We start from the raw sequence: 14,602 nt of genomic DNA, 5'->3' as shown, positions 1-14,602 counted from the left end.
TGCTATACCAGCGAGTCCAGCCAGGCCTTGTGCAGGACCGCGAAGCGGCCCTCGGCGGCGATCAGTTCCTCCGGGCTGCCGTCCTCCACGATCTTTCCGTCGTGCACCACCAGCACCCGGTCGGCGATCTGCACGGTGGACAGCCGGTGGGCGATGATCAGCGCCGTGCGGTTGCCCAGCAGGGTCTGCAGACCATGCTGCACCGCGCGTTCGGAGGGGATGTCCAGCGAGCTGGTGGCCTCGTCGAGGATCAGCACCGCCGGGTCGGCCAGGAACGCCCGGGCGAAGGAGAGCAGCTGCCGCTGTCCGGCCGAGACGCGGCCGCCGCGCTTGTTCACGTCGGTGTCGTAGCCGTCGGGCAGGTCCAGGATGAACTCGTGCGCTCCCACGGCCCGCGCCGCGTCGTGGATTTCCTCCAGCGAAGCGCCCGGACGCCCCAGCGCGATGTTCTCAGCCACGGTGCCGGAGAACAAGAACGCCTCCTGGGTCACCATCACCACATGCCGGCGCAGCTCCTCGTTGGACAGCTCGCTGATCGGCACCGAATCCAGCTCCAGGCTACCGGAGCGTAAGTCGTAGAAGCGGGCGATCAGCTTGGCCAGCGTCGACTTGCCGGCACCGGTCTGGCCGACCACTGCCACGGTCTGCCCGGCTTCGATCGCCAGGTCGAAGCGGTCCATGACCACCGGCCCGTCGCCGTAGCCGAACACCGCGTCCCGGAAGACCAGTTCGCCGCGGACGCGTTCGATGCTGCGAGGGGAGCGCGGCTCGCGGACCGTGGGCTCCTCTTCGAGCAGGCCGGAGACCTTCTCCAGAGCCGCGGTGGCGGACTGCAGCGAGGAGTAGAACATGGCGATCTCGTCCATGGGCTGGAAGACGCGCTTGGCGGCCAACAGGATCGCGACCAAGACGCCCACGGCCAAGGTTCCGTCGATGATGCGGAATCCTCCATAGGCAAGCAGCGCGGCAACCGTCAGGTTGCCGATCAGCACCAGCCCCGGCTGCAGCACGCCGAAGAGGTTGAAGGAACGCACGTTGTTGTCCCGGTACGCCCCGGCGATATCCGCGTAGTTCGCGTCGTTGGCGCGTTCGCGGCGGAAGGCCTTGACCGCGCGGATGCCGGTCATGGTTTCCACGAAGGTGGAGATCACCTTGGCGGAGACCACGCGGGATTCGCGGTAGAGCACCTCGGAGCGGCTCTGGTACCAGTGGAACAGGACGGCCACCGGCACCGCCGCGATGCAGACCACCACGCCCGAGCGCCAGTCCAGCGCGAAGATGGAGATCAGCGTGAAGATGATGAACACGCAGGAGGAGGCCAGCTCGGAGACACCCTGGTCCAGCAGCTCGCGCAGGGTCTCCAGGTCGGAGGTCTGGCGGGAGATGATGCGCCCGGAGGTGTAGCTCTCGTGGAATTCCAGGCTCAGGCGCTGGGTGTGGCGGAAGACCTTCTGGCGCAGGTCCAGCAGCATGGCCTGGGAGATCCTCGCGGCGCACTTGATGTACCAGGACAGCAGCACGCCGGCTAGGATGGCGCAGAGGATATAGGCCCCGCCGGTGACCCCCAGCGAGGCCCAGTTGCCCTGGCGCACCTGCGGCAGCGTCCAGTCGATGGTCAGCGCGATGAGCACCGGCAGCAGCACGCGGGCCGCATTGGTGAACAGCACCAGCACGATGGTCAGGATGAATAGCTTCTTCTGCGGCAGCGCCAGCGTGGCGAGCAGGCGGAAGGAACGCCGGCGCACGTCCTTGCGCTCGGCGCCGGTGAGCTTGACGGTGTCTTCGTTGGCGACGCCCAGGGGCCTGCTCATCGGACGACCTCCGATCGGATCTCGGGCTCGTTCTCGTCCAGGCTGGCGATGACATAGCGGTAGTGTTCGTTGGTGCTCAGCAGGTTCGCGTGGCTTCCCACCGCGTCGATGCGCCCGTCGCGCAGCAGCGCCACGCGGTCGGCCAGCATCACGGTGGAGGGACGGTGCGCCACCACCAGCGTGGTGGTTCCGGACAGGACGCTGCGCAGCCGTGCGGTGACAGCTTCCTCGGTGCGCACATCCAGCGCCGAGAGCGGGTCGTCGAGCACCAGCACCCGCGGGCGGGCCGCGATGGCGCGGGCCAGGGCGATGCGCTGGCGCTGCCCGCCGGAAAGGGACAGGCCCTCCTCGCCGATCAGCGTGTCCACCCCGTCGGCCAGCTGGTAGGCGAACTGCGCCTGCGCGACATCCAGCGCTTCGGCCAGCAGCGCTTCGCGCTGTTCGGCCGTCAGGTCGCCGGGCGCGCCCATGAGCACGTTGTCCCGGATGGTGGTGGAGAACAGCGTGGTGTCCTCGAAGGCCACCGCGACCTCGGTACGCAGCTCGTCAAGGTCCCAGTCGCGCACGTCGACCCCGTGCACTTTCACCGTGCCGGCGGTCGTGTCGTGCAGCCGGGGGACAAGGTTCAGCAGCGTGGACTTGCCCGAGCCGGTGATGCCCACCAGCGCCATGGTTTCCCCGGGGCGGATCTCGAGGTTGATCTCCGCCAGAATCGGACGGGCGCGGCCCGCGTCGTCCGGGTAGGCGAAGCGGACGTGCTCCAGCTGCACCGCACCGGTGTATTGCGCCGGCCGCACCGGCGCTTCAGGGGAAGTGATGTCGTTGACCGAATCCATGACCTCGAAATGACGTTCCAGCGCCGTTTTGGTGCTCAGCGTCATGCCCAGCAGCATGCCCATGGCTTCCACCGGAATGGCGATGACCGCGGCGATGGCAAAGAAGGCGACCAGCGAGCCCACGCTCAGCGTGCCGGCGGCCACTTGGGCGATGCCGATGATCAGCCCGATGCCGAGGATGGTTTCCGGGATGGCGACCACGGTGAGCAGGAAGCTGGCCAGCGTCCTGGCTTTGGACAGCTCGGTTTCCTGCAGCGACTTGGCCTGCTCGTTGAATCCCTCGTAGATGTCGCGCCCGCGGCCGAAGGCCTTGATCACGCGGATGCCGTGCACGGATTCCTCCACGGCGGTGGCCAGGTCGCCGGCCTGGTCCTGGCTGAGCCTGCTGGCGGCGCGGAAGTCGTTGCGGAAGCGGTAGGCCTTGATGGCGATCGGGATGGAACCGAGCAGGAACAGCAGGCCAAGGGTCCAGGAGTGGGTGAACATCAGCACCAGGCCGGTGATCACGGTGACGGTGTCCACGATCAGCATCATGGCGCCGAAGGCGATCCAGCGGCGCAGCAGCGACAGGTCCGACATGCTGCGCGAGAGCAGCTGCCCGGAGCCCCAGCGTTCATGGAAGGCGACCGGCAGGCGCTGCAGGTGCTGGAAGAACCCCACACGCATGTTCATTTCAACGCCTGCGGCGGGGTTGAGCACGAACTGGCGGCGCAGGAAGATCAGCAGCGCTTCGACGAAGCCGAGCAGGGTGATGATGCCGACGGCAAACCAGACCTGCCCGGAGGCGCCGTCGACCGCGAGGACGTCGTTGACCAGCTTGGCCAGGACCTGCGGAATGGCCAGCGCCACGATACCCGCGCCCAGCGCGCAGAAGAATCCGCCGATGAGCCGGGGCAGTACCGGTTTGACGAAGGGTGCGAGTCTTTTCAATGTTTTTGACAGCGGAACGACCTCGGCGGTTCCACCGTTCTTGCCCTGCGCCACGATTCCCCGCATTCACCCAGATTTTCGACAGAGCTACAGACTACAGTCACTAGTTGGGAGAATTCAATCATTCACGGGATTGAGAAGTGAATGTTTCACATAGGACGAAAAAATGGCTTCGCGCCTGTCGCGCAACAATGCGGCAGGCACGAAGCCATCAGGATTCGAGGAGGTTAGTCTCGGGCGGTCAGCGTTACCAGCACGGCTTCCGGCGGGCAGGCGATGCGGATCGGGGCGAAGCGGGAATGCCCCAGGCCGGCCGAGACATTCAATGGCACGCTATTGCCTGCGTGCTCCCAGTAGGTCAGGCCGCGGGCGCGCCAGGTCGGCAGGTCGCAGTTGGACACCAGAGCCCCATAGCCCGGGATGCAGACCTGGCCGCCATGGGTGTGGCCGGCAAAGATGACGTCGGCGTTTGCCGCGGTGAACTGGTCCAGGACCCGCTGGTACGGGGCGTGGGTCAGGGCGATGCGAACATGCGGCGCCTCGTTGCTGGTGGAGGAGCCGCGGGTCCAGCCGGCGAAATGGTCGCGCGCGATGTGCGGGTCGTCCACGCCGGTCAGGTCCAGACGGATGCCCTTCAGCACGGTCGAGTAGGCCTGGTTGGACATGTTGATCCATCCGGCCGCTCCGAAAGCCCGGTGCATCTTCTCGAAGGGCAACGCGTCGCGTTCCGAAGGGTTCGGGGTGCCGGTGTGCCGGATCAGGTAGCGCAGCGGGTTCTTCGGCCGGGGAGCGAAATAGCAGTTGGAGCCTGGAACGAAGGCGCCGGGCACATGCATCAGCGGCTCCAGCGCGTGCAGCAGGTCGGGCACGCCGTCCAGGTGACTGAGGTTGTCGCCGGTGTTGATGATGTAATCGGGGTTCAGCCTGGCAAGGTTCCGGATCCATCCGGTCTTCAGGTGCTGTCCAGGAATCATGTGGATGTCGGACAGATGCAGGATGCGGATGTCGGCGGAGCCTCGGGGGAGCACCTTCAAGGTCTCGCGGCGGACCCCGAACTTCTGGGTCTCGTACATGCCGTAACCGATGAGGGCTCCGCCTGCAGCCAGCGCTCCGGCGGCCAGCAGGGCCGCGGTGCCGGCAGCATGGCCCAATGCCGATGCAAAGTTTTTCTGTTCCGCCATGACCTGTCCGTCATCGTCCTTTCAATACGGCTTTCCACAAAGCCTTCAATAAGCCAATCTAAACCGAAGGGCCGCGTTCAACCAAAGTTGAACGCGGCCTTCTCAGCTACAAGCTAGTCATCAGATTTTGATTCTTTCTCGGAATCGGACTTGGATTCCTTGGACTCCGACTTGGACTCCTTCTTGGATTCCTTTTCATCCGACTTCGACTCCGAGCTCGATTCCTTCTTGGAATCGGACTTCGAGTCTTCCTTCGAATCAGACTTCGAGTCTTCCGTGGAATCCTCGGCAGGCTCCTTCTTCTTCACAACCGGGGCCTTGCGTGCCGAGCCGAGGGATTCGTGCGGGTAGTCGTAAACGGCTTCCTGCATGAAGTCCAGCCACAGCGGTGCGGCATAGGTCGAGGAGTCAACCATGGATGGTGCACGCTGGTCGTTGATCATGGCGCCGTGCATCAAGTTTTCCTCGCGGTCCTCGCCCTGGCCCTTCAGTCGGCCGACCCACGAAGCGGTGGAAATGCCGCTGGTGTAGCCGACGAACCAGGTGGAGGTCGCGCCGTTGTTCGTACCGGTCTTGCCGGCGATCGGGACGTCGATGCTTCCCTTGGCCACACGGGTCTTGGCGATCCGCGAAAGGGTGCCGTTCAGGTCGCTGACGTGCTGCTCCTCAACGGCTTGGCTGCAGGTGGTCTTCTTGACCTTGTACGAGTTGCCGTCGCGGTCGGTGACCGAGGTCAGTGCACGCGGTTCGCAGAACTCGCCCTTGTTGGCGAATGCCGCGAAGGCTGCGGCCTGGCTCAGCGGGGTGATCTTCTCGGAACCGATGATGAACGACGGGTTGGACGGGGTGAAGTCGGCCGGGGTGCCGTTCTCGCCCGCGTCCTGGGCTTTCACACCCAGCGCGTTGATGTAGTCGGTGATGTTGCACAGGTCGAGCTTGGCAGCTTCCTGCACGGTCGCGGAGTTGATCGACCAGTACAGGCCGTAGTCGACCTTCATCGAGCGGTAGAAGCCACGCGAAGCGTTCTTAGGTTCCCACGGGGCGCCGACGGTGGTGGTTCCTCCGGGAAGGCAGGATGCCTTGAACTTGTAACCAACAGGGAAAGTCTGCTTGCGGGCATTGATCGTGTCCCACATGTTGTGGCCTTCCTTGAGCCACGCGAGCGTGGTGTAAGGCTTCATGGTGGAACCGCCCTGGAAGCCGCCGGCGCCGCCGAGCGAACGTTCCACGGCGAAGTTGATCACGGTGTTTCCCAAGCCGCCGGATGGGTCGTACGTGGTGTTCTGCGCCATGGTCAGGATGTTGCCGGTTCCCGGCTCAACCGAAACGATCGAGGAGAAAACGTCCTTGTTCGACTTGGCCTTCGGATCGATGGCCTTGCGTGCGTCCTTGGCAGCCTTCTTGTTCAGCTTGCTGTTCAGCGTGGTCTTGATGGTCAAACCGCCGCGGTACAGCAGGTTTTCGCGGTCCTGCTTGGTCTCGCCGTAGGCGTCGTCGGTGAGGATCAAGTTGGTGACGTAGTCGCAGAAGTAGGCGTTGTCAGCCGCGGCGATGCAGCCCGAAGGGGAGCGGCTCGGATCCAGCTCCAGATCGCTCTTGACGGCCTTGTCGTATTCGGCCTTGGTGATCGCGCCGGCGCGCAGCATATTGCCCAGCACCTTGTTGCGGCGATCCAGCGAACGCTCCGGATTGTTGATCGGGTTGTAGACGTTGGGCAGCTGCACCATGCCGGCGAGCATTGCCGACTGCTGGAGGTTCAGGTCCTTGGCGTCAACGGAGTAGAAGTACTGTGCGGCAGCCTGCACCCCATACTCGCGGCCCGAGAACAGCACCAGATTCAGGTAGCCCTCGAGGATCTCGTCCTTGGACATTTCCTTCTCGATGGACACGGCGTACTTCAGCTCGCGGATCTTGTCCGCGTAGTCCTTCTGGCCGCTGATGGTGCTTTCCTCGGAACCTGTCAGTTCCTGGTTGTTCACCAGCAGGTTGTTCACGTACTGCTGGGTCAGGGTCGAAGCACCCGAGCGCGAGGAACCCGTGAGGTTGCCGACCACTGCACGGGCGATGCCCTGCGGGTCGATGCCCTTGTGCTCGTAGAAACGTTCGTCCTCCACCGAGACGATTGCCTTGCGCATGAAGGGCGAAATGTCATCAAGTTTCACCGGCTGGCGGTTCTGCTCGTAGAACTTCGCGATTTCCTTGCCCTCGGCATCCACGATCGTCGAAGGCTCCGAAATCGGGAGTGCCTCGAACGAGCTCGGAAGCGCGCTCACAATGTTGTTACCGGTGGTCAAGCCGGATTTTGCGATAGCTGCCACGGGCACAATCATGCCGGCGGCGAGCACACCACACAGAGCACTGATTCCGAAGAATGCGACGATTTTGCCCAGAGTGGTAGCTGTATCAAAAAAGGGTGACTTCTTAGCTGCCATACCCACTAGTTTACAAGGACACGCTAACGTATCGAGTATGACTAAATGGGAATACGCCACATTACCTCTGCTGATCCACGCGACGAAGCAGATTCTCGACCAGTGGGGAGACGACGGATGGGAACTGGTAACCGTTGTTCCAGGCCCTAACGGCACCTCTCCGGTGGCTTACCTCAAGCGCCCGAAGCAGTAATAACCAAACCTCGAAAAAAGGAGTAAAACCCCATGCAAGAAGCCACTTCCTCGCGTGTCGAAGCTCGCCTGTCCGAGCTTGGACTCACCCTTCCCGCCGTCGCCAAGCCGGTCGCCGCCTACCTGCCTGCCGTCACCACCGGCAACTACGTTTACACCTCAGGCCAGTTGCCGCTGATTAATGGTGAACTCTCAGCCGTGGGAAAGGTCGGCGCAGAGGTCTCCGCCGAGACTGCCAAGGGCATGGCCCAGACTGCGGCGTTGAACGCGTTGGCGGCCATCAAGGCCGAAATCGGTGATCTGGATCGCATCAAACGCATCGTGAAGGTTGTCGGCTTCGTGGCCTCGGCACCTGAGTTCACCGGCCAGCCGGGCGTCATCAACGGTGCCTCCGAGTTCTTCGGCGAGGTGCTCGGCGACGCAGGCCTGCATGCCCGTTCGGCTGTCGGCGTGGCAGTCCTGCCGCTGGATGCTCCGGTTGAGGTTGAGGTCATCGCGGAATTTGAGTAGTCCACGACGCGATTCCGTAGCGCGGTCCCGGCGGGCATTCCCGTCGGGACCGCGCCACGGCGTGGTGCGACGGCTCTTCGACGTGCCGCCGCATGAAGTCTCCGCGGCGGAAAACTGGTTCGCCTTCGGCACGCGCACCCCGCGCGCCGCCCGCAAGGCCTCCTCGGTGAGCCTGGTGCGCGACACCTCCCAGGGTGTGGAGACCTATCTGACCTACCGGCCCGGGGGATCCCCCCTGGGCAACGTGGCATTCCCCGGAGGCAGCCACGAAGCCAGCGACAGGGCCACCTACAAGTGGTTCGGCCCGAGCTTGTCGCAGTGGTCCAAGCGCATGGACGTGCTGGACCAGCAACTGGTGCAGGCGCATATCGTCTGCGCCATTCGAGAACTTTTCGAGGAAACCGGCATCCTGTTGGCCGGCACCGACGAGCAGTCGGTGGTGGAAATGAGTGATCCCGAGGAATGGATGACCGCCCGGGAAACGATTGCGGGTCAGGACTTGGGCTTCGATGAATTCCTCAAACGCCGCGGGTTGGGGCTGCGCACCGACCTGCTGCGCCCGGTGGCCCATTGGCTCAGCCCGAACTTCGCATTCAGGCGCTTCGACACCTGGTACTTCGCCGCGACCGTCCCGCTGCGGCAGGAGCCGACGCTGCTGCGCGGCAAGGGCAAATGGGGGCGCTGGTGCGTTGCCAGCCAGGTAGTGGCCAAACGCAACAGCAGCACGCTAGGGGACATGGTCGGCCAGCCGAACACCGTCGGCATGAGCCTGTCGCAGATCACCTACCCGGCGGTGGAAATCATGCTCGAACGAATGACCGATGCCAATGGCGTGGTGGCCTACCTGTCCCGGGTGCGCTCCTTCGACCTGCAGCATCCTGATCTTCTGGTGCGCGACGGCACCTACTATCTTGAGGTCATCGGAACGCAGAAGGCCGACTCGGCCAGCTCGTGGCAGGCCACGGCCGGCCACTGAGCCGGCGGCTGTGAGCCGGTGCGAAAACAGCGAGGGCCGAATACCTGTGACAGGTATTCGGCCCTCGCTGTTTTCGCTGGTGCGGCTTAGCGCGAACGCTGGCGCAGACGCTGGATATCCAGAATCACGACGGCGCGTGCTTCCAGACGCAGCCATCCGCGCTGCACGAACTCGGCCAGGGCCTTGTTCACGGTTTCGCGCGAGGCGCCGACAAGCTGTGCCAGCTCTTCCTGGGTCAGCTCGTGAGCGACCAGGATGCCGTCGGTGGCCGGGCGACCGAAGCGGTCAGCCAGATCCAACAGGGCCTTGGCCACACGGCCAGGAACGTCGGAGAACACCAGGTCGGCAAGGGACTCGTTGGTGCGACGCAGACGGGCAGCCAGAGCCTGCAGCAGCTGGATCGAAACCTCAGGAGAGTTCAGGATCGCCTTGCGCATGTTCTCGTGGCTCAGACCGGCCAGTCGGGTTTCCGACACAGCGGTCGCCGTTGCGTTGCGCGGGTGTGGATCGAAAAGAGCCATTTCGCCGAACAGCTCGCCTGGGCCGAGAACGGCAATCAGGTTTTCGCGTCCGTCCGACGAAGTGCGGCCAAGCTTAATCTTGCCCGAGACGATGAAGTAGAGGCGGTCGCCCTGATCGCCTTCACGGAACACCGATGCACCACGGGACAGATCGACCTCGGTCAGTTCTTCGGTTAGCGTGGCGAATACTTCATCACCGAGCGACGCGAAAAGTGGCGCACGACGCAGTACCTCGATATCCATTAAATCTCCTGTCAACAGTAGTAGGCGCTTACTTCATTGTGCCGTATTCGGTAACAATGTGACAGTTTCCACACGTGGTTTACCCAAGAAAATGTTGAAAATCACGCAGTTTCGAACAAAACTCGCGAATATGCTCGCAGAAATCCATCAGCTTCTAAGGGTACCTTGGATTAATACCGTTTAGATGAATGAAGTGGAGTCTCGGTGCTCGAAGTTTTCGGCTGGCTGGACGCGGTCATTTGCGTTGTTCTGCTGACCTTTTTCATTATCGGGCTCCGCCGCGGCTTCCTCCTGACGGTCGGGGACATGCTCGGACTGGTCGTCGGCGGCGTGGCAGCCTTCTTCGCCATTCCGCTGGTTTCGACGCTGGCCAGCAACCCGTGGTGGAGGGTGGGCCTGATGGTCGCCACCGCCGCGGTGCTGATCATCATGGGGCAGGCCCTGGGCCGTTTCATCGCCACCAAGATCCGCCATTGGATGAACGTCGATTTCCTGCGTGCCGCGGACCGGCTGGCCGGTGGCGCGCTCTCGATCCTGATTACCGCCACCATCATCGGCGCACTGGCCTTCTCCGCCTCCAGCATGGGTATTCCGCGTCTGTCCGCCGAAATCGCCAAGTCGAAGATGATCGAAAAGATCCGCGGCCTGACCCCGGACTTCGTCACCTCCGCCATTTCCACTGCCCGTTCCGCAGTGATGGCCCAGACAATTCCCGCGCTGATCGAGCCCTTCGCCCCGCCGGTCGCGCCGGTCGAGGACACCGATTGGAAGCCCAACGACCTACAGCTGGCCTCGGCGAAGTCCGTGGCCAAGATCTCGGGCACCGCGGTTGAATGCGGCGTGAACCTGACCGGGTCCGGCTTCGTCATCGACGACGACCTGGTGATGACCAACGCCCACGTGGTCGCCGGTTTGAGCGCCGCCACCGTGGAAACCGGCAAGGGCCAGCTGAACCGCGGCAAGGTGGTGTACTTCGACCCGGAGGCGGATATCGCGCTGCTTTACGTGGAGGGGCTTGCCGCCGAGCCGATCGACCTGGCCACCGAGGACATGGTCCGCGGGAATTCCGCGGCATTCGTCGGGTATCCCGCCGGCGGCCCGCAGCAGGTGCGCGGCGCCGTGGTCGCTTCCAAGGCCACCGTGTCCATCGCGAACATCTATGGCGAAGACCCCTCGCAGCTGTCGGTCTACCAGCTCACCGCCGAGGTGGCCCAGGGCAACTCCGGCGGCCCGCTGCTGGATGAGTCCGGCGACGCCGTGGGGCTGATCTTCGCCAAGTCGCGCAGCGACGACGAGGTGGGCTTCGCCCTGAGCCTGGCGGAAATGCGCGAGGCGCTGAACGCCGGCGGGCATAAGACCACCTCGATCAAGACCGGCGCCTGCATCAGCGACTAGCGCCCGTGGCGGCAACCGCCCACGGGCCCTGCCGCGCTACTTGCCCAGCAGGTGGGCCATCTGCTCCACGGCCAGGCGGTAGCCGTTGACCCCGGCGCCGATGATGATGGAGCTGGCCACGGGGGAGATGTACGAGTGGTGGCGGAACGCCTCTCGCTTGTGCACGTTCGAGATATGCACCTCGATGGCAGGCAGTTCCACGCCGCTGATGGCATCAGCCAGCGCAATCGAGGTATGGGTGAAGGCCCCTGGGTTGATCACGATTCCCGCAGCGGTGGTGCGCGCCTCGTGTATGGCGTCCAGCAGCACGCCCTCGTGGTTTGACTGCACCGCGGTGAGCTCGAAGCCCAGGGACTGCGCCGTGCTGCGGGCCAGGGCCTCGACATCGGCCAGCGTCTCGCGGCCGTAGATCTCGGGTTCGCGGGTGCCCAGCAGATTCAGATTGGGTCCGTTGAGCAGCAGGATGGTGCGTGAGGCGTTTTCAGTCATGAAGTCAATCTAGTACAGCCACGCACTCCGTCGACGTTCCATGACGAACTAATCCCTAGGCGAAGAACCCGTCGCCTCCCTGCCGTCACCTGGCCGTTCGGAATACCGGAACCTGTTTCCACTGGGTATATTCGATGGAGGAAAACAGGGAATCACCGGGAGGTTCGTGTGAACAGGAACGCCAAGCGCATTGTCGGCAACATTTCGGTCGGCGCGTTCCTGGCCGGGGTTGTCGCGATTCTGGCGGTGAACCACGTCGACCCTGACTTCCTGACAAATGATGCGGAGCTCACCGCCGAAGCCAACGCCGGCACCCCGATCGTCCAGGGCCCCATCGTGCCCCTGGAACTCCCCACCGCCAAGGCGACCACTCCGGCGCAGGTCGAGAACGCACGCCAGATCGCTCTGGACATGGGGCGCTCGGAAGCGACCTGGGACAAGAACTGCGTCGCCTGGAATCCCGCCGAGTCCGGGGGAGCGCGGCAGCAGTGGGCCAATCGGGTGGCCGCGTCGTGGCTGGAGTCCGCGGGGGCAGGGTGCCCCGATGCCATGACCTGGCCGTATTACTATGTTGAATCATTCGACTCGACCGCGCCCGGGCAGCTGCGCATCACCATGGAGCAGGCAGTAGCCTCCGACCCGCAGATCTTCACCGACGCACCCGGAGACCTCGAATTCATCGCCGAGGAAGTCATCGACGCGACGCACCAGAAGTTCACTGACCTGGAGACGGTCCACGTGGTGGTCGAGGGCCACAGCTCCACGTCCTCGGTCGGTGTCGCTGGACGCCTAGAGTCCGCGCGCTAGAGCCTGCTGACGCCGGGCACGACACAGGCCGCCGCCCGGATGAGCTCCTCCTACTGGGAAGCACGACCGGACGGCGGCCTGGTGCGCCGCGTGGCGGCTACTTCTTCATCGACTGCGCGATCTGTGACATGACGGTGTTGTCTGCCAGCGTGGTGGCGTCGCCGACCTCGCGGCCCTCGGCCACGTCCTTGAGCAGGCGGCGCATGATCTTGCCCGAGCGGGTCTTCGGCAGCTCGGGGACCACCAGCACGTGCTTCGGCTTGGCGATCGGCCCGATGTCCTTGCCTACGTGGTTGCGCAGGGTCGCCACGACATCCTCGCCCTCGGCCGGTTCGGCCTGCAGGATCACGAACGCGACAACTGCCTCGCCGGTGGTCTCGTCCTTCGCACCGACCACGGCGGCCTCGGCCACGTACGGGTGGGCGACCAGGGAGGACTCGATCTCGGTGGTGGACAGGCGGTGCCCCGAGACGTTCATGACGTCGTCCACGCGGCCCAGCAGCCAGATATCCCCATCGTCGTCCTTCTTCGCGCCGTCGCCGGCGAAGTACATGTTCTCGAAGCGGGACCAGTAGGTGTCCTTGTAGCGGTCCATGTCGCCCCAGATGCCGCGCAGCATCGCAGGCCACGGGTCGCGGATGACCAGGAAGCCGCCCTCGCCGTCGGCGACCGAGTTGCCGGCCTCGTCGACCACGTCGATGCTGATGCCCGGCACGGCGACCTGGGCGGAGCCCGGCTTGGTCTTGGTGACGCCCGGCAATGGCGCGATCATGTGGGCGCCGGTTTCGGTCTGCCACCAGGTGTCGACGATCGGGGTCGGGTTGTCCTTCTTCTCGCCGTTGGCGCCGTTGTTGGAGCCGATGACCTCGCGGTACCACATCCAGGCTTCCGGGTTAATCGGTTCGCCCACGGAGCCGAGCACACGCAGGGAGGACAGGTCGTAGCCGTCCGGGATCTGCCGTCCCCACTTCATGAAGGTGCGGATGGCGGTCGGGGCGGTGTACAGGATGCTCACGCCGTACTTCTGCACGATCTCCCACCAGCGGCCCTGGTGCGGGGTGTCCGGGGTGCCTTCGTAGATGACCTGGGTGCCGCCGTTGACCAGCGGCGCGTAGGTGACGTAGGAGTGGCCGGTGACCCAGCCGATGTCGGCGGTGCACCAGTAGACGTCCGACTCCGGATGCAGGTCGAAGGTGTCGCGGTGGGTGACGGCGGTCTGGGTGAGGAAGCCGCCGGTGGTGTGCACGATGCCCTTGGGCTTGCCGGTGGTGCCGGAGGTGTACAGCACGAACAGCGGGTGCTCGGAATCGTGGCCCACGGCGGTGTGCTCGGTGCTGGCAGAATCCACCACATCGTGCCACCACGAATCCAGCGGGCCGAACTCGGTGGGCTCGCCGTTGCGCTTGACGACCACAACGTTCTGCACGGTGTGGCCAGGGGCGGACAGCGCCTCGTCGACCGCTGGCTTCAGCGGGCTCGGCTTGCCGCGGCGCCAGGTGCCGTCGGCGGTGACCACGAGCTTGGCGTCCGCGTCGTCGATGCGGCTGCGCAGCGCGTCGGCGGAGAAGCCGCCGAAGACCACCGAGTGGATGGCACCGATGCGGGCGCAGGCCAGCATGGTGATGACCGCTTCCGGGATCATCGGCAGGTAGACGGCCACGCGGTCGCCCTTTTCGATGCCCAGGGACTCGAAGGCGTTCGCGGCCTTCTTGACCTCGTCGGTCAGCTGTGCGTAGGTGTAGGTGCGGGTGTCGCCCGGCTCGCCCTCGAAGTAGATGGCCACGCGGTCGCCCAGGCCGTTCTCGACGTGGCGGTCCAGCGCGTTGTAGGCCGCGTTGACCTTGCCGCCGACAAACCACTTGGCGACCGGCGCTTCGGACCAGTCCAGGGTTTCGGTGAAGTCCGTGTCCCAGGTGAGGACCTGCCGCGCCTGGTCGGCCCAGTAGCCCAACCGGTCGGCCGCCGCGGCGTCATAGCGGGCCTGGGTGGCAACGGCGTTGTCGCTGAATTCCTTGCTCGGTGCGAATGACCGGGTTTCGTTCGACAGGTTATCCAAGGTCTTGGACTCGCTCACGGTAGGTTGGTCCTTCCAGTTAGACACGTTTAACTCTGTGATCAAAGTTACACGCTTCAGGGCCCGTCTGTGTGGTTTGTGTCACGGATTGGCGCGGGAGTGGGTGAATTCTGCGCCAAGCGGTCGAAGCGCGCGCTGAACTGCATGCCAGCCGTTGCGCGAATGCGCCGCAGAACTGGGATTGGATTAGTGAAAACCGCTGCGG

General features: G+C 64.3%; 12 protein-coding genes. 5 read left to right on the top strand and 7 right to left on the bottom strand.

Annotation, left to right across the window (positions count from 1 at the left end):
- Positions 1-2 precede the first annotated feature (2 nt).
- From C1H84_RS11865 to C1H84_RS11850, 4 genes are all read right to left on the bottom strand, one after another.
- A complete protein-coding gene (locus tag C1H84_RS11865; RefSeq protein ID WP_113607491.1) occupies positions 3-1,811 on the bottom strand; it encodes an ABC transporter ATP-binding protein in 1,809 nt (602 codons plus the stop codon).
- Positions 1,808-3,643 carry an ABC transporter ATP-binding protein gene (locus C1H84_RS11860; protein WP_113607490.1) on the bottom strand — a complete coding sequence of 612 codons (1,836 nt, stop codon included), beginning with the start codon at positions 3,641-3,643 and terminating at the stop codon, positions 1,808-1,810. Before C1H84_RS11860 ends, C1H84_RS11865 begins: the two co-directional genes overlap by 4 nt.
- Positions 3,644-3,804: 161 nt before the next feature.
- Positions 3,805-4,758, bottom strand: a complete 954-nt coding sequence (locus C1H84_RS11855; protein WP_113607489.1) for a metallophosphoesterase — start codon at positions 4,756-4,758, stop codon at positions 3,805-3,807.
- A 113-nt stretch (positions 4,759-4,871) separates the two neighbouring features.
- Positions 4,872-7,076 carry a transglycosylase domain-containing protein gene (locus C1H84_RS11850; protein ID WP_231735913.1) on the bottom strand — a complete coding sequence of 735 codons (2,205 nt, stop codon included), beginning with the start codon at positions 7,074-7,076 and terminating at the stop codon, positions 4,872-4,874.
- Positions 7,077-7,227: 151 nt separating this feature from the next.
- On the opposite strand from C1H84_RS11850, the gene sp36 reads away from it, so the two are divergent.
- From sp36 to C1H84_RS11835, 3 genes are all read left to right on the top strand, one after another.
- The gene (gene sp36, locus C1H84_RS18750; protein WP_113607488.1) at positions 7,228-7,383 is read left to right on the top strand and encodes a Sp36 family protein; all 156 of its coding nucleotides are present in this window, start codon (positions 7,228-7,230) and stop codon (positions 7,381-7,383) included.
- A gap of 32 nt (positions 7,384-7,415) precedes the next feature.
- The gene (locus C1H84_RS11840) at positions 7,416-7,892 is read left to right on the top strand and encodes a RidA family protein (protein WP_053798610.1); all 477 of its coding nucleotides are present in this window, start codon (positions 7,416-7,418) and stop codon (positions 7,890-7,892) included.
- A gap of 82 nt (positions 7,893-7,974) precedes the next feature.
- Positions 7,975-8,868 carry an NUDIX hydrolase gene (locus C1H84_RS11835; RefSeq protein WP_244910888.1) on the top strand — a complete coding sequence of 298 codons (894 nt, stop codon included), beginning with the start codon at positions 7,975-7,977 and terminating at the stop codon, positions 8,866-8,868.
- Between the two features lie 86 nt (positions 8,869-8,954).
- Here C1H84_RS11835 and C1H84_RS11830 read toward each other — a convergent pair whose 3' ends face one another.
- Positions 8,955-9,632, bottom strand: coding sequence for a Crp/Fnr family transcriptional regulator (locus C1H84_RS11830; protein WP_047119846.1), 678 nt, complete (start codon positions 9,630-9,632; stop codon positions 8,955-8,957).
- A 204-nt stretch (positions 9,633-9,836) separates the two neighbouring features.
- Here C1H84_RS11830 and C1H84_RS11825 point away from each other — a divergent pair, with 204 nt between their 5' ends.
- Positions 9,837-11,027: a MarP family serine protease gene (locus C1H84_RS11825; RefSeq protein ID WP_113607486.1), complete on the top strand. Its 1,191-nt coding sequence runs from the start codon at positions 9,837-9,839 to the stop codon at positions 11,025-11,027.
- Between the two features lie 36 nt (positions 11,028-11,063).
- Here C1H84_RS11825 and aroQ read toward each other — a convergent pair whose 3' ends face one another.
- Positions 11,064-11,516, bottom strand: coding sequence for a type II 3-dehydroquinate dehydratase (gene aroQ, locus C1H84_RS11820; RefSeq protein WP_047119844.1), 453 nt, complete (start codon positions 11,514-11,516; stop codon positions 11,064-11,066).
- Between the two features lie 168 nt (positions 11,517-11,684).
- Here aroQ and C1H84_RS11815 point away from each other — a divergent pair, with 168 nt between their 5' ends.
- Positions 11,685-12,323 (top strand): hypothetical protein, encoded by a 639-nt coding sequence (locus C1H84_RS11815; protein ID WP_113607485.1) that lies wholly within the window; start codon positions 11,685-11,687, stop codon positions 12,321-12,323.
- Positions 12,324-12,420: 97 nt separating this feature from the next.
- Here the strand turns inward: C1H84_RS11815 and acs are convergent, their stop codons facing one another.
- Positions 12,421-14,397 (bottom strand): acetate--CoA ligase, encoded by a 1,977-nt coding sequence (gene acs / locus C1H84_RS11810; RefSeq protein WP_113607484.1) that lies wholly within the window; start codon positions 14,395-14,397, stop codon positions 12,421-12,423.
- Positions 14,398-14,602 lie beyond the last annotated feature (205 nt).

It is taken from the genome of Glutamicibacter soli (genome assembly GCF_003309065.1).
Lineage (GTDB): Bacteria > Actinomycetota > Actinomycetes > Actinomycetales > Micrococcaceae > Glutamicibacter > Glutamicibacter soli.
Note: the sequence above shows the minus strand (reverse complement) of the source record. Positions and strands in the feature narration are given on the sequence as shown.

Bases quoted from the DNA above. Each gene is read 5' to 3' on its own strand.
- C1H84_RS11840 (WP_053798610.1), top strand. From the start codon at position 7,416: ATGCAAGAAGCCACTTCCTCGCGTGTCGAAGCTCGCCTGTCCGAGCTT.
- sp36 (WP_113607488.1), top strand. From the start codon at position 7,228: ATGACTAAATGGGAATACGCCACATTACCTCTGCTGATCCACGCGACG.
- C1H84_RS11855 (WP_113607489.1), bottom strand. From the start codon at position 4,758: ATGGCGGAACAGAAAAACTTTGCATCGGCATTGGGCCATGCTGCCGGC.
- C1H84_RS11860 (WP_113607490.1), bottom strand. From the start codon at position 3,643: ATGCGGGGAATCGTGGCGCAGGGCAAGAACGGTGGAACCGCCGAGGTC.
- aroQ (WP_047119844.1), bottom strand. From the start codon at position 11,516: ATGACTGAAAACGCCTCACGCACCATCCTGCTGCTCAACGGACCCAAT.
- C1H84_RS11865 (WP_113607491.1), bottom strand. From the start codon at position 1,811: ATGAGCAGGCCCCTGGGCGTCGCCAACGAAGACACCGTCAAGCTCACC.
- C1H84_RS11830 (WP_047119846.1), bottom strand. From the start codon at position 9,632: ATGGATATCGAGGTACTGCGTCGTGCGCCACTTTTCGCGTCGCTCGGT.